Source organism: Thermococcus indicus, assembly GCF_006274605.1.
In the GTDB taxonomy this organism is placed as follows: Archaea; Methanobacteriota_B; Thermococci; order Thermococcales; family Thermococcaceae; genus Thermococcus; species Thermococcus indicus.
This window is the reverse complement of record NZ_CP040846.1, coordinates 1975606-1993204: the sequence shown is the minus strand read 5'-3', so window position 1 is coordinate 1993204 and position 17599 is coordinate 1975606. Positions and strand designations below refer to the sequence as shown.

Genomic DNA, 17599 nt, shown 5'->3' with positions numbered 1-17599 from the left:
TGGATGGCGAAGGTTACGGACATGGTTTTGTGGGACAAGCCCGGGGAGAAGGTCATACTCCTCGGCAACCAGGCCATAGCGCGTGGCGCTTTGGAGGCCAACATAGCGGTTTACGCGGCCTACCCTGGAACCCCGAGTTCAGAGCTCACTGATACGATGGCGATGGTGGCGAAGAAGGCCGGCGTTTACATGGAGTACTCCACCAACGAGAAGGTCGCCTTTGAAACCGCCCTTTCGGCGGCATGGAGCGGCCTCAGGGCCATGACGGCCATGAAGCACGTTGGACTGAACGTCGCAGCAGACACCTTCATGAGCGCCGTCGGAATGGGCGTTGAGGGCGGATTCGTCATAATGGTCGCCGACGACCCGAGCATGTGGAGCAGCCAGAACGAGCAGGACACCAGGGTTTACGCGAAGTTCGCCAACGTCCCGGTTCTCGAACCCAGCGACCCGATGGAAGCCAAGGAGATGACGAAGTACGCCTTCGAGCTGAGCGAGAAGTTCAAGCACTTCGTCATCCTGAGGACTACCACGAGAACGTCGCACGCCAGGGGAGACATCATCCTAGGAGAGCTGCCCGAGGAGATAAAGCAGGGCAAGAGGAAGTTCGGAAACTTCAAGAAGGACCCGAGCAGGTTCGTCGACATACCCGCCAACTCGAGGCGCTTCCACCCGCAGATACTAGAGAAGATAGAGAAGATACGCGAGGAGCTCAACGAGTGCCCGTTCAACTGGATAGAGGGCGACGAGAGCGCCAAGGTCGGTATCATCGCCCCGGGACTGGCATACTCCTACGTGAAGGAGGCCCTCCACTGGCTCGGCGTCGAGAACGTAAAGGTCCTCAAGCTCGGAACCCCGTTCCCCCTCCCGTACGGCCTGCTTGAGAAGTTCCTCGACGGTCTCGAGAAGGTTCTCATCGTTGAGGAGCTCGAGCCGGTCGTCGAGGAGCAGGTCAAGACCTGGGCCTACGACAGGGGCCTGAAGATCCCGATCCACGGAAAGGACCTCGTGCCGAGGGTTTACGAGATGACCACCAGGAGGGCCGTCGAGGCCGTAGCAAAGTTCCTCGGCCTTGAGACCCCGATAGACTTCGGGGAGCTCGACGAGAAGTACGAGAAGGTCAAGGGGATGGTCCCGCCGAGGCCGCCGAGCCTCTGTCCGGCCTGCCCGCACAGGAACACCTTCTACGCCATAAAGAAGGCCGCCACGCCGCGCGCCATATTCCCGAGCGACATAGGCTGTTACACCCTCGGTGTCCTCCCGCCGCTCAAGGCCGTTGACACGACCGTCGCGATGGGCGGTTCAATCGGAGTTGCCCACGGCCTCAGCATAGCCCTGAACGGTTCCGTTGCGGAGGAGCAGAGAAAGACCGGCAAGGAGAAGAAGGTCATCGTGGCAACGATAGGCGACTCGACGTTCTTCCACACGGGACTCCCGGCTCTGGCCAACGCCATCTACAACCGCTCCAACGTACTCATAGTCGTCGTCGACAACCTCGTCACTGCAATGACCGGCGACCAGCCGAACCCGGGAACCGGTGATACACCGCACGGACCCGGCAAGCAGATAAAGATCGAGGAAGTTGCGAAGGCCCTCGGTGCGGACTTCGTCGAGGTCGTCGACCCGTACGACATCAAGGCGACCGTCGAGACCATGAAGAGGGCCCTCCAGGTCGAAGGAGTGAGCGTTGTCGTCACCAGGCGCGTCTGTGCCCTCCACAGGATAGGCGAGCTCAGGAGGGCCAGGATACAGTGGCCGCTCTACCAGGTCAACGAGGAGAAGTGTACCGGCTGTAAGATATGTATCAACGCCTACGGCTGTCCGGCAATCTACTGGGACGCCGAGACCGGAAAGGCCAAGATAGACGAGCTCATGTGCTGGGGCTGCGGCGGATGTGCGCAGGTCTGTCCGTTCGACGCCTTTGAGAAGGTCAGGGAGGGAGAGATATGAAGGAGTACAACATCGTTATCACCGGAGTTGGCGGCCAGGGAATCCTCACCGCCGCCAACCTTCTCGGCTGGGCCGCCCTCCGCGCCGGCCACAAGGTCAGGATGGGAGAGGTCCACGGAATGAGCCAGCGCTTTGGTTCGGTCATCGCCTACGTCCGCTTTGGGGAGGAGGTTTACGGCGCGATGGTTCCCGAGGGAAAGGCCGACGTCATCCTCTCCTTCGAGCCGGTCGAGGCGCTCCGCTACATCAACTACCTCAAGAAGGGCGGGCTGGTCTTCACCAACGCGAGGCCGATACCGCCGGTTCAGGTTTCGATGGGCCTGGCCAGCTATCCGAGCCTCGATGAGATAAAGAAGGTCGTCGAGGAGGACTTCCAGGCCAAGTTCATGGCCTTCGACGCCGAGGAGCTGGCCATGAAGGCCGGCCACGTGATAACGACCAACGTCGTCCTCATAGGCGCGCTGACCCAGACGCCCGGCTTCCCGCTCTCGGCGGAGCACGTCAAGGAGGTCATCCGCGTCAGCGTCCCGCCGAAGGCCGTCGATGTGAACATGAAGGCCTTCGACCTCGGTGTCCAGGCCGCAAAAGAGATGCTGGGGCTCTGATGCCCCTATTTTTAACTATTCTGAGTGCACTTTCTTGACAACCCTTTTCGAACATCCGCCAAAACCCTTATAACTTACCCCGGGGTAAGCTCCTTACCCCCGGGTAAGCCAACATCCCTCAGATCCACAGTGTTCCAGAAATGCAGAAGGCCCAGAAACCAGGCGATCAACCAACGTGTTTCTAAGATGGACCCAAAAAGGGGAGTAAAAGATTCTGAGGGACAAGAGGGTTTCACCACTCTTCCTCTTCCTCGATGAGGCCGTACTTCTCCAGCTCGCGGAGGAGCTTTCTGACGGCCTCCCAGGCGTCGTGCTCGCTCTTCGCTCCGGAGCAGACTATCTTTCCGGAGGAGAAGAGCAGTATAACCGCCCTCGGCTCCTTGACGCGGTAGATGACGCCGGGGAACTGCTCGGGTTCGTACTCACAGTTTGGCAGACTGAGGGCAACGGCATCGAGGTTGAACTCCATGCCGATGTCGCCGCTGAAGACCATGTTCTGGATGTCTATCTGCGGGGCGCGGCCGAATTTTGCTCCAATCTTCTTGAGCATCTGAATGAGCTTGTTGACGGCGCGCTCTATGTCCTCGACGCTCTTGGCGCCGGTGACGACGAGCTTGCCGGAGCTGAATATAAGGAGCGCCACCTTGGGCTCCTCGAAGCGGCAGATTATGCCGGGGAACTCCTCGGGGTTGTACTTGGAGTTGGGGCAGATTTCAATGACCTTCTCAAGGTTGAGCTGGGTGAACAAGTCCACAGAAGCGACGATGTTCTCAATCCTGAGCTTTACATTGCTCATGTCGACCAAGGCTTACACCTCCAGATGGTGGGTTTAAAAACCCTTTATAAATGAGGCGGGTTGAGTTTTTAAAGGTTTAGGTCACGATGGCCGGGGGAGCGGAGAAAATGCACACAAGTGTTCAGGCAGGAGTCGGAACTTTCTTAAGAGAGGGTAACTAAAAATCAAGAAGGCTTAAAAGGTGTTGGGCAGAGCTGGGGGTGGTGAGACCATGAGAAACACGATGGTTTTAGTAAGGACCGACAACTTTCAGAAGGCCAGCATCGCTCTGGCTGACCTGGTGCGCTACGGAGGAATGCAGATACGCGGCGACCCGAGGATTATTCCCCCCGCCCTCTCCGACTGGGCCTTTGAGAAGATAAGCGGTGAGAGGCCGAGGAGACGCTTCAGGGCCCACGTGATCGCCCAGATAGACCTCGCGCCAGCGAAGGCGATAGGAAGGCTCATGGACATACATCCACCCGCGCACGTTCTCGTGATTCCCCCCGATACCGAAGTCTGGGAAGAGATAATGCGGCTCTGGGGAACTTTTGAGAAGCTCAAAGGCTTCCACCCTCCAAAGAGGGCCCGGGCGGAGGAGCTAAGGAAGAAGCGCGAGAAAGAGATGGAGAACGAAGGATTGGAGGAGTTTTAGGGAAGGATCATTAGACCCTCCTTTTCTCCAGCGTTTTTAAGGTCATCATCTAATGTTCCCAGAGTATCAACCCCATAAACAATGCATGTAGCGAGGATTATAGCGTCGTTTGGAAGTAGGTTGTGCTTTCGCATCAGCTCATAGGAGAGTCCAAGAACTCGTCATCTGCAGGCAGTATGTGAAACTGTTCAATGAAATCTCTTGGCTCGTCGGAAAGTATCACAGCGCTTATTTCCCCGCGCTTTTTGATTGTAAACGGCGAACGTCCGGTCTTAAGGGCGATGTAATGAAAAAGGAACTCGTTGAAGACTATATCGTTAATGAGGGGAACCATACCATTGTTTAAAATCTCCTCAAAGAGGAGACCGCCAGGGGATTACCTTTCAGGCCCTCAATTAAAAGGGATGAATCCACGAAGATTAACTCATTGGAGGTACCACTCTTCTTTATTTACATCCCCCTTGAATCTGCCGAGGTACTTGGAGAAAACATCCCTTTTCAGCCCTTTTCCGGGCTCCCTCTCGACCAGAATCTCAATTTTCCTCCTGAGGATTCGCTCCATCCAAGGGGGAACCTTCACGACTATCTCGCCCATGAGACCACCTAGGAAGAATTAAAACGAAAGGAGATTTAAACTTTCACTTCTTCTTCCGCTTTCGTATCCTAATGTTGGCTATATCCCCGAGCGTCGGCTCGTAGTCCCTTGGAATGCTCTTCTTCTCCAGAACCTCCCCACCTTCGGTCTCGATGAGTTTTATTTTGAAGTACTTCTCCAGCTTTTTCGCTTCCTTTATCGTCGGCTCGCGGTGGCCGTGGGCGATGGCGCGGAGGTCGTTCATGGAGAGCCCGATCTCATGGGAGAGCTCCTCGTAGCTCTTCCCCGAGCGCTGTATCGCCTTATAAACCCTCTCTGCGTAATCCTCAACTATCTCCTCCGTGTACAGCGGCCTCTCCGTCCTTGGCTTTGGAGCGAGCCTGGAGGCCGGCCGCGAGTACGTCCTCCTCACCGGCCGCCTTCCGGTGGGCATTATGCTGAAGGTTCCGGGCTTCTTTCCGCCGTATTTCTCATAACAGCGGTCGCAGACGAGAACTTCCGCCCCCTCGATCCTTATCCTGTGACCGGGACCTCTTATCGGCGCCCCACATATCTCACAGTACCTCGGTTTGGCCTTCCCCATCTCAATCACCTTCTTGCTCCACTTAAGGCTGGGAGTCATGCTTTTTAAACCCCACGATGAGCTTATATCGATGGCGGAAGTGAAGATAGAGCGGCTCCCCGAGCTTGACCAGGAAACGCTGGAAAGGCTCATCGAAATATACATGAGGGGCTACGAGGGCATGCGGGAGTACGGCGGTGAAGGGGAGAGCTACGCGAAGCGCTACCTTCGATGGTGCTGGAACAAGGCGAAGGACGGCTTTTTCATCGCGAAGATCGGCGACGAGATAGCGGGCTTCATAGTCTGCGACGCGGACTGGTACAGCAAGTACGAGGGGAGAACCGTCGGGGCAGTCCACGAGTTCGTGCTCGACAAGAAGTTTCAGGGACACGGCATAGGACATAAGCTTATGGAGAAGTGCCTGGAGTACCTCGCGGAACGCACCGACAGGGTGGAGCTGTGGGTCGGGGAGAAAAACGAAGGTGCTATCAGGTTCTATGAGGACTACGGCTTCAGGCGCGTCGGTCAGAGCGGAATATGGGTGCGCATGGTGAAAGACCTGCGAAAGGGGGATAATAAAAACCGCTGAGGGATGTTGATGCCGTGCATAAAACCACCCCAGCCTGAGAGGGTGAAAGATTTGAAGGAAGAGAGCTTCATACGCGAAGGTAGAGGCAGGCTGAAGATCGTCATAGAGAGCGAGAGTGAAACCCTGGAAACGACCATTAAAGGCTCACTGAAGAGCGTCGAGGAAATAGCCGAGATGCTGGGCGTCGAGGCAAAGGACGGGAGGTTGGAGACCACCGTTGACGGCGTCAGGGTCAGAATGGAGCGCGGAAGGCTGGAGATGGAGTTCGAGAACGGGGACAGGATGAGGATCGAGAAGGCATAGCTCAGCCCCAGAGCCCTATGACCAATATTCCAATCGTCGTGAGGGCCATCGCATAGGCCAGTTTCTTCGTGAGGGGCTCCTTGAGGAAGGCCACCGCCATAAGCGATGCCATTATCGGGGTCGATTCGGTGACCGGCGTGGCTATGCTTGAGCCCGCAAACTTCAGGGCGAGGGCAAAGAAGTACTGGCCCAGTATCGTTCCAAAGAGTGTTATAACAAAAACCAGGCCCCAGCCCCGAAGGTTTAGCTTTTTAACGTCCTCCCCGATGCGCGGTAGGAAGAGAAGCCCCGCAAGGGCTCCAAACCCTATTCTCAGGCCGATTATCGAGAATGCGCTTGAACCTTCGACGAGCCAGTCCGTGACGATTACCGCGAACGTCCACAGGAGCTGGGCGAGGAAGACGTAGACTACTCCCTTCCAGCTCACCCCTCCGGTGGAGCGGCCTTCGGAGGCCGTTATTACGACGGCTACTGTGATGGCAAAGGCCCCTGCCAAGAGGCCAGCAGTCAGCGGCCTGCCGAGGGTGTAGTGGGCGACGAACATCGTCAGTATCGGATGGAAGGTAACGAGTATAGCCGCCCTCGAGACACCTAGGATGTTCATGCCCTCTAGGAAGAACCAGTCCGCCAGTGTAAAGCCAACGACACCCGAGATTACCAGAATAACCCACTCGAAACCAGAAAGTTTCGGGGGGCCGAGGTAGAGGACGAGGGGGATGTAGAAGGCCGAACCCATGAAGAGCCTAACCACGTTCAGGGTGAGCGGGCTTATCCCCCTCATCGAAACCTTGGAAAGGACCGAGGCAAGGGCCCACACGAACGCCGCTGAAAGAGCGAGTATCACACCGAGGATGACCGACATTGTTGGGAATGGCGCATTGGAACTAATAAGGGTAACGATTGAAAAAGAAGCAGAAAGAGACCTCACTCCACCGGAGGCCTGAACTTGTAGCCGTAGAGGATTATTCCGTCCTCCTCGAACTCCCTTATCTTCTTGGTGACGACCTCGACCTCCATTCCGAAGTCTATCTCCTCGGGGTCGACATCTGTCAGCTGGGCGAGGACGACGGGTCCCTCTTCAAGCTCAACCAGAGCGAGGGGGAAGGGCTTGTAGTACTCGAAGCCGCTGGGCGGGTTCCTGACGATGGTCCAGCTGAGGACCTTGCCCCTACCGCTCAGCTCGATTTCCTCGATCTTCCTCGAGCCGCAGACCGGGCAGACAGACCTCTTCGGGAAGTGCACGTGGCCGTTCTCGCACTTTCCGCCTATGAGCATGTACTTCTCGCGGAAGTGCCTCCAGTAGCGGGAAACCTGCATCGGGCGCGCCATTTCAGACCCTCCTAAAGACGTTAACGGTTATGTTCGAACCGGTTCCACCTATGTTCTGGGTCAGGCCAATCTCGGCATCCGGCACCTGGCTCGGCGCCTCGCCGCGGAGCTGGAGGACAGCTTCGACCGTCTGGTAAACTCCCGTGGCTCCGACCGGATGACCTCTCGCCTTGAGGCCTCCCATGGTCTGTATCGGGTAGTCTGCGTCAATGGCTATCTGTCCCTCCTTGGCGAGTTTGGCGCCTTCGCCCTTCCCGGCAACGCCGAGGGCCTCGAGACTGAGCGCGGCCATGACGGTGAAGGCGTCGTGAACCTCGAAGAAGTCGATATCCTTAGCGGTAACTCCGGCCATCTTATAGGCCCTTTCGGCAGCGACTTTGGCGGCCTTCAGAACAAGGAGGTCCTCCCTGCTGGCGAGGCTTATGGTGTCTATGGCGCGCCCCATTCCGGCAACCTCTACCCACTTCTCCTTCGGAACGCCTAGTTCTTTGGCCTTCTCGGGCGTGGTGATTATCACCGATGCCGCACCGTCGCTGACGGGCGAGGCGTCGAAGAGCTTGAGCGGGTCGGCAACGTAGGGGCTCTTGAGGACGGTTTCGACCTTAATCGGGCGCTTGAACATGGCGTAGGGGTTCCTGGCACCGTTGGCGTGGGCGTTGACCGCGAAGAGCGCCAGATCCTCCTCGGTGTAGCCGTAGGCCTTCATGTAGTAGCGCATGATGAGGGCGTTCAGAGCTACGAAGCTCGCCCCGTGGAAGAGCTCCCACTCGGCGTCGGCCGCGTAGGCCAAATAGCGGGTCGCGTCGCTCGGCCAGGCATCGGTCATCTTCTCGACGCCAACTACAGCCACCACATCTTCGAGTCCGCTGAGGACTGCCTTGACTCCCTCCTGAACGGCGGCACCGCCGCTGGCACATGCTGCTTCGATTTTAACGGCCGGGATGTTCCCGAGTCCTGCCCAATCGGCTATGAGCGCGCCGAGGTTCTCCTGCTCCACGAAGGGGCCGGAAACCATGTTTCCAACGTAGAGTGAATCGACCCTGTCTATCCCGGCATCGTCCATAGCGTTGAGGAGCGCCTCGACTGCGAGGTCCCTCAATCCGAGCTTCCAGTGCTCACCAACGGGGGTCATACCGGCACCGATTATGACTGCCTTCCTCATCTCAACCACCTCACAGGATGTACTTCCTCCTCGCCTTCGCGTAGAGGGCGTAGTCTATGTACTTCTTCCTGTTCACGTAGTCCATGGTCTTCGGAGCCAGCTCGCGCTTCTCCTCGATGGCGTCCTGAACGACTATGCTGAAGGCGTCGCTTCCAGCGCCGGAGCCGAAGGAAACCCACAGGATCCTGTCGCCGGGCTTGGCTATGTCAAGAACCGCTGAAACACCGACCATCGTTGCGCCGCTGTAGGTGTTTCCGATTATTCCGGTGAGCAGGCCGGGGAGAACCTTCTCCTTCGGGATTCCAAGGATTTTGGCAACAGTGAGCGGGAACTTGACGTTCGGCTGGTGGAAGACAGCGTAGTCGAAGTCGTCCACGGTGAGACCTAGCTCCTCCATGAGGGTTTTGGCCGCGTTGACTATGTGGTGGAAGTAGGCAGGCTCGCCGGTGAACCTGTTTCCGTGCCTCGGGTAGTGCTCGTGCTGTCTCCTCCAGAAGTCCGGCGTGTCGGTAACGTACGAATAGCTTCCCTCGAAGTAGGCAACGGTCTCGCTGCTCTTCTCGCCGACTATGAAGGCCGCTCCACCCGCTCCCGCGGTGAACTCCAGATGGTCGCCGGGCCTTCCCTGGGCGGTGTCCGCTCCAATGGCCATGGCGTAGTCGGCCATCTCCGAGCCAACGAAACCTATAGCGGTCTGCAGAGCCTCGGTTCCCGCTTTACAGGCGAACTCAAAATCGGCGGTGCTTACATCCGGCGTGGCGCCGATTGCCTCGGCTATGACCGTGCCAGTTGGCTTGACCGCGTAGGGCTTGCTCTCGCTTCCGAACCAGACGGCCCTGATGAGCGCCGGGTCTATCTTAGCCCTCCTGAGGGCGTTTCTCGCGGCCTCAATTCCTATCGTGAGCGCGTCCTCGTCGAGACCGGGAACGGCCTTCTCCTGTATCGGGAAGCTGGAAACTCCCCAAACGCGTCCTATCTCTTCGGCCTTGATTCTATACATCGGAACGTAGGCACCGTAGCCGACGATGCCGACTTCGCGCCTTGGCTTCAGGAGCTTTTTCATGGTGCATCACCCACAAAAGCTGAACGTGACTTCGGCTATGGTTCAGGAGCGAGTTATAAAAGCCTTTCGGTGAAAGTAAAAGGGTTTTTCGACGATTAGCGATAGAAACGTTCATGACTTCACGGAGATAACTCCTCCAGTTCCCTCTCCAGTTCCCAGCATTTCCACGAGCTCCCCAACGTTCTTGAAGGCAAGAAAGTACCTCTTTCCCTCCTCACCGTCTATTAGGATTCCAGAGTCCGAGGTGGCATACGACTCGACGTAGCCGTAGGGGCCCTTGTAGAGACCGAGCCTGTACTTCCCGAACGAGAGGCCGTTGATCCTGACCTCCAGAACCTCCTTTGAAGAGGCCTCTCTGAAGTCCTTCACCGCTATCTCAAAGCGTTTCTTCCGGGTCTCTATCAGCACTTTTCTGTTCTTCACACCCATTCTGACGGCAATCCTCATGGGGACGTATTCATCGAACTCCCTCTTTATCCTGAGGACCACAAAGAGGGTTATGAACAAAAAGGGCAGCAAAACGGGAAAGATGGGGGTAATCAAACCCCAATCCATTCCCTGCTCCCCCGAAGAATCACGGTTTCCTCACGACGAACAGCGCGTGATCCTTCTCGTAGGGCTCGAGCGAAAGCCTCTCAACGACCTCGAAGTACTCGGAGAGCTCCCTCTCGACCTCCTTGAAGACCTGCTCGGGCTCCTTGGTGACGTCGATGCTCCTGCTCTTGACGCTTATCATGGCGTAGCCGCCGCTCTTCAGGAAGACCCTGGCGTTGTCTATGAGTATCTTTGCCTGCGTCGGCTGGGCGACGTCCTCGAAGATAACGTCAACCTTCGGCACGAGTGCGCGGTAACCTTCCGGCTTGGTGGCGTCGCCGAGTATCGGGACGAGGTTCCTGCGCTCCTCCACAAGGGGCACCAGCTCCCTCAGGACGCGCGGGGAGAACTCAACGCCGAATACCTTACCCTCCCAGCCAACGACGTCGCTGACGTGGCTGGCGGTGGTTCCGCTCGCGACTCCGAGGTAGAGAACCTTTGAGCCTGGCTTTATCGGGAAGTTCTCGAGACCGTTCAGTATGGCCGCACCGAGCTTCGACCTGCTCGGATTCCATATCCTGTACTCCTCACCCTCGGACTTTATCAGCCTCTCGCCGTAGACCTTCTGGCCCGGAACGAGGTTCTTGGTGGCTATCCTCTCACTCCCGTCCTCATCAACGAAGACGTAAACACCGGGGAACTTGCCCTTCTTAATCCTCATCTACCTCACCTCTTGCCGCCCTTCTTCTTTTTCTTTCCGCCCTTCTCGCCCTTCTTACCCTTTCCGGCCTTTTCCTTCTTCTTGCCGCCGAAGCCCTTGCCCCGCTTTTCCTTCCCCTTGAACTTCTTCTTTTTCTTCTTTTCCGGCTTGGCCTTCCTCTTGGGCGGGTTCGGGTACTTCTGCTTTATCTCCTGGATGCGCTGCTCTATCTCCTGTTTCAGCTCCTCTGCTATGTACTCGCCGGAGAAGTAGTCAACGCGCGCCGCTATAGCGAGCTTTCCTGCCAAAGCTCTCGCGATCTTACCCCTCTGCCACCACGGCGAGCGGTTTATAGCTGGATACTGGAAGATGACGCCGTGCTTCGGAGGTTTGGCACCGCTCCTCAGGTGCCTGAAGAGGGCCTTCTCTGCACCGAGGACCTGTATCGTCGATGCGGGCATTATGGCGAGCTCCTTGAGTCCCCCCGCGAGGCTCATAAGGCGGGCGGCGAGCTTGGCGCCGACCAAAGCTTTCAGGTTCGGTGCGACCTCGTCCATGGCCGTCTCCAGGTAGTCCTCTATCTCCTTCCTGAGCTTGTAGAGGTCGTTTATCTCGCTGGCCAGTTTCATTATGATGTCGCTGTCGAACTTGCCGAGCGGAGCGCCCATTGACTTTTCAGCAGCCTTCAGTATCTTCTCCACCTTGGAATCCGGGAAACCAAGGCTCCTGAGCCTCTCCTCGCTGACGTTGTCCCTCGAGCCAACGGTCTTGACGAACGCCACGTACTGCTCGTGCCTCGGGAGTATCTCATCGAGCTCCGGGAAGTGCAGGCCGTACCACTCCCTCAGCCTGGAGACGAGAAGGTTGGTGACCTTGTCTATATCGTCAAGGGCCTCGATGGCCTGGATTATCATCTTGTCCCTTGCTCCGCTCTGCTCCTGTATGCGGAGCCTGGTCAGGGCAACGCCAACCCCAAAGTACTCGTCGAACCAGTTCTCGCCGAGGAACTCCTCCGGGCTTGAGCGGAGCTTCTCTCCGGCGATGTTCGGGAACTCGGCGGTTGCGTTGTAGCCGAGCTCCTTCAGCGCCCTCCCCAGTTCGGAGTCTTCCACCACAAACTCGTCGTAGCCCCTCTCCCTAAGCTCGTCGAGGAAAGAAACCAGCTCGTCGCTTGGCTCGCCCTTCAGGAGCTTGTCAAGGCTCGCTTCCGGCCTTCCGGAGAAGACCCTCTGATCAATGAGATTACCGCTCTCGTCAAAGGCGTAGATGCCCCTGACGTTCTCGGCAAGGTACGCTTTCATCATCATCACCCTCTCAGTTTTTGTTTCCGAAGTATAAAAGGGTTGGGAGTTTTAAACCCTTGCGTGTGTTCGTTCGGTATTAACATAAATGCATGCGGGCAATTGAGAACCAAATTGGTCCAGTTTTTATGTATGCGCAATGGCTTAGGATTCCACACTGTATAACTATGTCATATGCAGCTTGTTACTGTTAATGAAAGAAACGCTTAAATATTTCGACATCACTTTACGTAATAAAAATTTCACCCGGACCCGGTTTACAGACCTGGAAGCTCCCCGGGTCAAAAGCGTGAGGAGCGGGTCTGCTCCAACCTTCACGGGAGGTGCCCTGATGGAGTCCAAACGCTTGGCTCTTCTATTTACTGGATTCCTCGTCATCTTGTTGCTTTTTTATTTTGCAAGGGAGGAACGGGGCCAAAAAAGCTGTCTTCTGGAGAAGTCAGAGACAAAAATCGAGTGTCCGGCGGTTCACGTTATGTTCGCGGACGAAGGAATGGACGTCGTCGAGTACCACCAGAACGGAACGGCCGTGCATTTCGCGGAGATGTACCTGAGGGGAATGGTGATAAACGAAAGTCCTCCCCAAGGAGGCCCCCAGATATTCACCGAGGAGAGCAACTGGACCGAGGAACTGGGTATTAAACCCCCATGTGTGCTCCAGGGACAGAGCGGGCTTGTCGATCTCAGGGAACCGGGATACCTACTCCTGTGGCCGGTGCTCAACCATGTGGACTGCAACGGACCGCGTGAGGTGACCCCACAGAAACTAAAGAGCTCCCTGGCTCCCGCTGGCAAAGTTTACCTCGCCTACTATGTTGTCCCAACCAAAGAAGGGGAATTTAGGGTTTACGAGTCGATAGCGTGGGGCGGCCCCGTGAAGTTCGAAGACGTTAAAGTGAAGTGCACGTGTTCAATTGAAACACTAATGGCCAAGGTCGATGATGCCGTAAAGTCAGCGGGATTTGTACAAGTCCCTTCCTGGGATATATCGGGTAGCAATGAGCATCTCATGCCTCTGGGGGCAACAATGTATCGCAGAGGCGACGATTACCTCTACGTCGAATTCTCTGAGGCCAAGGGCATGGATCTGGTGAGAGTCCTCATGATAATGGGCGATGAGAAAACCGTGAAAGCCTACGCGGAAGCCTTCACCGCGGGAAGCATCGAGGGTTAAGGCCCTTTCACTTTCCATATTTCCATGGCATGAAAATAAAGAGACCGGGAAAGCCATCAGTCCTCCCAGGGCTCGGTGTACTTGAGGGCCCAGCCGAACTCCTCCTTGAGTATGTCTATGGCCGCGCTCGGTGGGATTATCCCGCGCTCGGTTATGATGACGTCCACGTACTCCGGCGGCGTGACGTCGAAGGCCGGGTTCCAGACCTCTATGTTCTCCGGCCAGGTCTTGAGCTCCTCCTCCGGAATGACCTCGGTCGGGTCGCGCATCTCTATCTCGACCAGCTGGCCGAGCATCGTCTCAGGGTGGAACTTGTAGGTCTCCGCGGCGATCATCGTCCACACCCTGTGCTCCTTGGCGGTGAGGGCTATGAGGGCGGTTCCAATCTTGTTTATCACCGCGCCGTTCACGGTTATGCTGTCCGCGCCCATGACCACCTTGTCGGTCATCTTCATGTAGTGCCTCGCGGCGCTGTCAACGACATAGATTACCGGGATGCCGTAGCTCGCCAGCTCCTTTGCCGTGAGCTTGCCCTGCCACTTGGGCCTCGTCTCGGTGACTATGACCTTTATGTCCTTGCCCTGCTCCCAGGCGGTCTTCATGACGCTTATTGCTGCCTTGCTGTGGCAGTGGGTCATTATGACGTCGCCGTCCTCTATTCTCTTCGCCCCCATCTCTCCGATTCTTTCAAGGGCCTTCTCGGAGTTGTGGATGAACTCCTTCGCGGCGTTTATGACGATAAACTTGAGCTGCTCAAGGTCCGCCCCGCCGGCGTACGCCACTTTCCCGCGGTGCATGACGTAACGGAGCGCGTTGGGGAGCGAGACGGCGGTGGGCCTCGTCTCATAGAGAAGCTTGGCGGCCTTCTTCATCTCGTCCCAGAACGCATCAACGTCCGTCGCTCCGCTCTTCTCAGCCTGAATCTGAAGGGCGTAGGCCGCGTATCGCCCTATCTTGCCCGCACCCCTTATCCTCATATCCCTGATCTCCTGGGCAATCTCGAGCACTTCATTCACCACAGGCATTTCCATCCCCCCTTACTGGTAGCCCCATATTATGTCGGGAGGGTTTATAGGTGTTTTTATGTTCACCGGTGGAGGTTTAGGTTCGTTGATGTTCTGAAAAGAACCCACAGGGTTTAGTTTACATTTGTAAACCACCCTAACGACCATTGCAGAAAGATTTATAACCAATCGCCGCCATCGTTAAGTGTATAGAATTGGTGACGTGCTCAAAAGTGTGCATTTAATGGGGGGAACGGAAGTGGAGGAAAAACTCATGCGCAAGCTGGGTTCAGGTTCACTGGACTTTGAAACGTACTTCTCCGATAAGGCCAAATCAATGAAGGCATCCGAGATAAGGGAGCTTCTCAAGCTCGTCGAGAGCTCGGACGTTATCTCACTCGCCGGCGGCCTCCCCGCCCCGGAGACCTTCCCGGTTGAGAAGATCAAGGAGATAGCCCAGGACGTTCTCACCCACCACGCCGACAAAGCTTTGCAGTACGGTACCACCAAGGGCTTCACCCCGCTCCGCCTCACCCTCGCGGACTGGATGGAGAAGCGCTACGGTATTCCAACCAGCAAGGTTGAGATAATGATGGTCGCCGGCAGCCAGCAGGCCCTCGACCTCATCGGAAGAACGTTCATCAATCCTGGCGACCTCATAGTCGTCGAGGGACCGACCTACCTCGCCGCCCTCAACGCGTTCAAGTACTACGACCCCGAGTTCATCAGCATCCCGATGGACGACAACGGAATGATGGTCGACCTCCTTGAGGAGAAGCTCAGAAAGCTCAACGCCGAGGGCAAGAAGATCAAATTCGTTTACACGGTCTCAACTTTCCAGAACCCGATGGGCGTCACCATGAGCCTTGACAGGAGGAAGAGGCTCATCGAGCTCGCGAGGGAATACGACTTCCTTATCATTGAGGACAGCCCGTACAGCGAGCTTCGCTACTCCGGGGAGCCCATCCCGCCGATCAAGCACTTCGACGACGAGGGCCGCGTCATGTACCTCGGAACGTTCTCAAAGATACTCGCACCAGGATTCAGGCTCGGATGGATAGCGGCACACCCGCACTTCATAAGGAAGATGGAGATAGCCAAACAGGCCGTTGACCTCTGCGCCAACACTCTCGCGCAGCTCATCGCCTGGAAGTACGTTGAGGAGGGCTACCTCGACGAGCAGATACCGAAGATAATCGAGTTCTACAAGCCGCGCAGGGACGCGATGCTCGAGGCCCTCGAGGAGTACATGCCCGAGGGCGTCAGGTGGACCAAGCCCGAGGGAGGAATGTTCATCTGGGTCACCCTTCCGGAGGGCATCGACACCAAGCTCATGATGGAGAAAGCCGTCTCCAAGGGCGTCGCCTACGTTCCCGGTGAGGCGTTCTTCGCCCACCGTGACGTCAAGAACACGATGCGCCTGAACTTCACCTACGTGCCCGAGGAGAAGATACGCGAGGGCGTCAAGAGGCTCGCCGAGGTCATAGAGGAAGAGATGAAGGCCCTCAAGGGCTGACCACTCTTCTTTTCCTTTCGCAAAGCTTTTTATCCCCTTCTTAGAACTGCAGTTAAGGTGATAGTCATGAAACCGCTGATCGGTATAATCGGTCAGATTGACCACTCGAGGAACAGACTGTTTCTGGACAAAACCCACATCGAGAAGATCGCGGCGGCCGGCGGAATCCCCGCGGTTTTCAACACCGCCGCCTCACCGGACGAGGTTCTGGAGCACGTCGATGGGGTACTTCTCATAGAGGGGCCCGATGTTCACCCCCATTTCTACGGGGAGGATCCCTCCGGTGCCATCAAGTACGTCGATGTTGACAGGGACGAGTTTGAGATAAGCCTCGTGAAAAAGGCCGTTGAGAGGGGTGTTCCAATACTCGGTATCTGCAGGGGCATGCAGGTCATAAACGTGGCCCTGGGCGGAACCCTCTACCAGGACCTCACCGAGATACCCAAGGCAATAAAGCACGACTGGGAGCTCAAACTCATAGGACCAAGCCAGCGCGTCCACGGGGTCAGGATAAAGATGAGCTCAAAGCTCTACGGGATACTCAAGGACGAGCTGGACATAGAGGGCACCAACGAGGTCTATCTCCGGGTGAACAGCTTCCATCACCAGGCCGTCAAGAGGGTGGGCGAGGGAATCCGGCCGGTTGCGTACGCGGTCGATGGGCTGATAGAGGCAATAGAGGGCGCCGAGGATGCAGAGGGTTTCATAATGGGGGTCCAGTGGCAGCCCGAATACCTGCCCGAGATGGAGAGACTGTACGAGGCCTTCGTAAGGGCAGCGGCCGAGTATCGGGCGAGGAGGCTCGAGCTTGAGAGGGTCGAGATAGAGGCGGAGCTCAAGGAAAAGCTCGGGAAGGCGGAAATCGAAGAAGCCCCATCCATTACGGAGGAACAAGGTGAGAGCCATCGCAGCTCGGAAACGACCGATAACCCTCCCGACACGACCCCAACGTGATTCCCCTTTCCAGAATCTTTCTCTCCGCTTCCCTTAGGATCTCAAACCTCAGCTCGCGAGGCAGGTAGTGGTATCCCCCAATCTTCTCCCCCCTCTCGTAGAGGGGCCAGAGCCTCTCCATCAGCTCCGGAAACTTAGCGAACATCCTCCCCTTTGAATCTGGCCTCAGCTTGAGGGTCGAGACCGTGATATGGCTCACGAAGCTCAGGGCGTCGAGCGTCTCCTCGAAGTCCTCCCAGGTGTAGAACGGTATTATGGGGTCAATGCGGGCGTAAACTGGAATACCAGCATCCTTGGCCCTCTCAAGCGCCCGGATTCTCGCCCTTGGGGAGGGAGCATTCGACTCCAGCAGCTTCGCCTTCCTTTTATCCACCGTGGTCACCGTTATCCCGACGGCACACTTAAGCTCGCTCAGAACGTCCAGGTCGCGCTCAAAGACCTCCGACTTCGTGAGGAGCAGGCAGCGGACGTCGTAGCGTTTGAAGAGCTTGAGAACGCTCCGGGTTACCCCCAGCTCGCGCTCAATGGTTGGATACGGGTCCGAGGAGTAGGAGAGCGCTATTATGTGGCGCCGGTTAAAACGCCTCAGCTCACGCTCCAGTTTTGGCAGAAGCCCCTCCTTTGTCCGCACGCGGAAGGCGTTGGGGATGTAGGAGGTTATGTAGCAGTAAACGCACGCGTGGTCGCAGCCGGTGTAGACGTTCAGCGTGTACTTGAAGGGGCAGGTGCAGAGCTTCGCCTTCCAGGGATCAAAGGGACGTATGTACATCACCTCAAGTTTCAGAAACCCCTTTAAAGGCCTTGCCCGAGGTGGAACCGGTGATGCTC

21 protein-coding genes are annotated in these 17599 nt (G+C 56.8%); 8 read left to right on the top strand and 13 right to left on the bottom strand.

Annotated elements, in window-relative coordinates:
• Positions 1 to 3: 3 nt before the first annotated feature.
• Together iorA and FH039_RS10820 are read left to right on the top strand one after the other, a co-directional pair.
• The gene (gene iorA, locus FH039_RS10825) at positions 4 to 1950 is read left to right on the top strand and encodes an indolepyruvate ferredoxin oxidoreductase subunit alpha (RefSeq protein ID WP_139681325.1); all 1947 of its coding nucleotides are present in this window, start codon (positions 4 to 6) and stop codon (positions 1948 to 1950) included.
• Positions 1947 to 2555, top strand: coding sequence for an indolepyruvate oxidoreductase subunit beta (locus FH039_RS10820; RefSeq protein WP_139681324.1), 609 nt, complete (start codon positions 1947 to 1949; stop codon positions 2553 to 2555). The genes iorA and FH039_RS10820 overlap by 4 nt, the downstream gene beginning before the upstream one ends.
• Before the next feature lie 232 nt (positions 2556 to 2787).
• Here FH039_RS10820 and FH039_RS10815 read toward each other — a convergent pair whose 3' ends face one another.
• The gene (locus FH039_RS10815) at positions 2788 to 3360 is read right to left on the bottom strand and encodes a TATA-box-binding protein (RefSeq protein WP_048152114.1); all 573 of its coding nucleotides are present in this window, start codon (positions 3358 to 3360) and stop codon (positions 2788 to 2790) included.
• A 202-nt stretch (positions 3361 to 3562) separates the two neighbouring features.
• On the opposite strand from FH039_RS10815, the gene FH039_RS10810 reads away from it, so the two are divergent.
• A complete protein-coding gene (locus FH039_RS10810) occupies positions 3563 to 3985 on the top strand; it encodes a DUF356 domain-containing protein (protein ID WP_139681323.1) in 423 nt (140 codons plus the stop codon).
• On the opposite strand, the gene FH039_RS12450 is transcribed toward FH039_RS10810, so the two are convergent.
• The 3 genes from FH039_RS12450 to FH039_RS10800 all read right to left on the bottom strand — a co-directional run bounded on the left by FH039_RS12450 (position 3982) and on the right by FH039_RS10800 (position 5163).
• Complete coding sequence (locus FH039_RS12450; protein WP_240703222.1) at positions 3982 to 4119, bottom strand: PIN domain-containing protein; 138 nt, start codon at positions 4117 to 4119, stop codon at positions 3982 to 3984. The two genes, FH039_RS10810 and FH039_RS12450, sit on opposite strands and share 4 nt — an antisense overlap.
• A 290-nt stretch (positions 4120 to 4409) precedes the next feature.
• Entirely contained in the window at positions 4410 to 4580 is a 171-nt protein-coding gene (locus tag FH039_RS12210) for a hypothetical protein (RefSeq protein WP_168188406.1), read from the bottom strand.
• 43 nt (positions 4581 to 4623) lie between these two features.
• Positions 4624 to 5163 (bottom strand): multiprotein bridging factor aMBF1, encoded by a 540-nt coding sequence (locus tag FH039_RS10800; protein WP_139681840.1) that lies wholly within the window; start codon positions 5161 to 5163, stop codon positions 4624 to 4626.
• Positions 5164 to 5233: 70 nt separating this feature from the next.
• On the opposite strand from FH039_RS10800, the gene FH039_RS10795 reads away from it, so the two are divergent.
• Both FH039_RS10795 and FH039_RS10790 read left to right on the top strand, forming a co-directional pair.
• Entirely contained in the window at positions 5234 to 5731 is a 498-nt protein-coding gene (locus FH039_RS10795; RefSeq protein WP_139681322.1) for a GNAT family N-acetyltransferase, read from the top strand.
• Positions 5732 to 5740: 9 nt separating this feature from the next.
• Positions 5741 to 6034 (top strand): hypothetical protein, encoded by a 294-nt coding sequence (locus FH039_RS10790; protein ID WP_139681321.1) that lies wholly within the window; start codon positions 5741 to 5743, stop codon positions 6032 to 6034.
• 1 nt (position 6035) lies between these two features.
• Here FH039_RS10790 and FH039_RS10785 read toward each other — a convergent pair whose 3' ends face one another.
• The 7 genes from FH039_RS10785 to FH039_RS10755 form a co-directional block, all read right to left on the bottom strand.
• Positions 6036 to 6896: a DMT family transporter gene (locus FH039_RS10785; protein WP_139681320.1), complete on the bottom strand. Its 861-nt coding sequence runs from the start codon at positions 6894 to 6896 to the stop codon at positions 6036 to 6038.
• Positions 6897 to 6958: 62 nt separating this feature from the next.
• Positions 6959 to 7363, bottom strand: a complete 405-nt coding sequence (locus FH039_RS10780) for a Zn-ribbon domain-containing OB-fold protein (protein WP_139681319.1) — start codon at positions 7361 to 7363, stop codon at positions 6959 to 6961.
• Between the two features lies 1 nt (position 7364).
• Positions 7365 to 8525, bottom strand: a complete 1161-nt coding sequence (locus FH039_RS10775; RefSeq protein WP_139681318.1) for a thiolase domain-containing protein — start codon at positions 8523 to 8525, stop codon at positions 7365 to 7367.
• 10 nt (positions 8526 to 8535) lie between these two features.
• Complete coding sequence (locus FH039_RS10770) at positions 8536 to 9588, bottom strand: hydroxymethylglutaryl-CoA synthase (protein ID WP_139681317.1); 1053 nt, start codon at positions 9586 to 9588, stop codon at positions 8536 to 8538.
• Positions 9589 to 9699: 111 nt separating this feature from the next.
• Positions 9700 to 10143 (bottom strand): hypothetical protein, encoded by a 444-nt coding sequence (locus tag FH039_RS10765; RefSeq protein WP_139681316.1) that lies wholly within the window; start codon positions 10141 to 10143, stop codon positions 9700 to 9702.
• Positions 10144 to 10162: 19 nt separating this feature from the next.
• The gene (locus FH039_RS10760) at positions 10163 to 10843 is read right to left on the bottom strand and encodes a fibrillarin-like rRNA/tRNA 2'-O-methyltransferase (RefSeq protein ID WP_139681315.1); all 681 of its coding nucleotides are present in this window, start codon (positions 10841 to 10843) and stop codon (positions 10163 to 10165) included.
• Between the two features lie 5 nt (positions 10844 to 10848).
• Positions 10849 to 12123 carry a C/D box methylation guide ribonucleoprotein complex aNOP56 subunit gene (locus tag FH039_RS10755; protein WP_139681839.1) on the bottom strand — a complete coding sequence of 425 codons (1275 nt, stop codon included), beginning with the start codon at positions 12121 to 12123 and terminating at the stop codon, positions 10849 to 10851.
• A 331-nt stretch (positions 12124 to 12454) separates the two neighbouring features.
• Here FH039_RS10755 and FH039_RS10750 point away from each other — a divergent pair, with 331 nt between their 5' ends.
• The gene (locus FH039_RS10750) at positions 12455 to 13297 is read left to right on the top strand and encodes a hypothetical protein (RefSeq protein WP_139681314.1); all 843 of its coding nucleotides are present in this window, start codon (positions 12455 to 12457) and stop codon (positions 13295 to 13297) included.
• 56 nt (positions 13298 to 13353) lie between these two features.
• Here FH039_RS10750 and FH039_RS10745 read toward each other — a convergent pair whose 3' ends face one another.
• The gene (locus FH039_RS10745; RefSeq protein WP_139681838.1) at positions 13354 to 14322 is read right to left on the bottom strand and encodes a ribose 1,5-bisphosphate isomerase; all 969 of its coding nucleotides are present in this window, start codon (positions 14320 to 14322) and stop codon (positions 13354 to 13356) included.
• Between the two features lie 238 nt (positions 14323 to 14560).
• On the opposite strand from FH039_RS10745, the gene FH039_RS10740 reads away from it, so the two are divergent.
• Both FH039_RS10740 and FH039_RS10735 read left to right on the top strand, forming a co-directional pair.
• A complete protein-coding gene (locus FH039_RS10740) occupies positions 14561 to 15817 on the top strand; it encodes an aminotransferase-like domain-containing protein (protein ID WP_139681313.1) in 1257 nt (418 codons plus the stop codon).
• A gap of 66 nt (positions 15818 to 15883) precedes the next feature.
• Positions 15884 to 16771 carry a gamma-glutamyl-gamma-aminobutyrate hydrolase family protein gene (locus tag FH039_RS10735; protein WP_139681836.1) on the top strand — a complete coding sequence of 296 codons (888 nt, stop codon included), beginning with the start codon at positions 15884 to 15886 and terminating at the stop codon, positions 16769 to 16771.
• Here FH039_RS10735 and FH039_RS10730 read toward each other — a convergent pair.
• Positions 16698 to 17540 (bottom strand): SPL family radical SAM protein, encoded by an 843-nt coding sequence (locus FH039_RS10730; RefSeq protein ID WP_139681312.1) that lies wholly within the window; start codon positions 17538 to 17540, stop codon positions 16698 to 16700. The genes FH039_RS10735 and FH039_RS10730 overlap by 74 nt on opposite strands.
• Between the last annotated feature and the right edge of the window lie 59 nt (positions 17541 to 17599).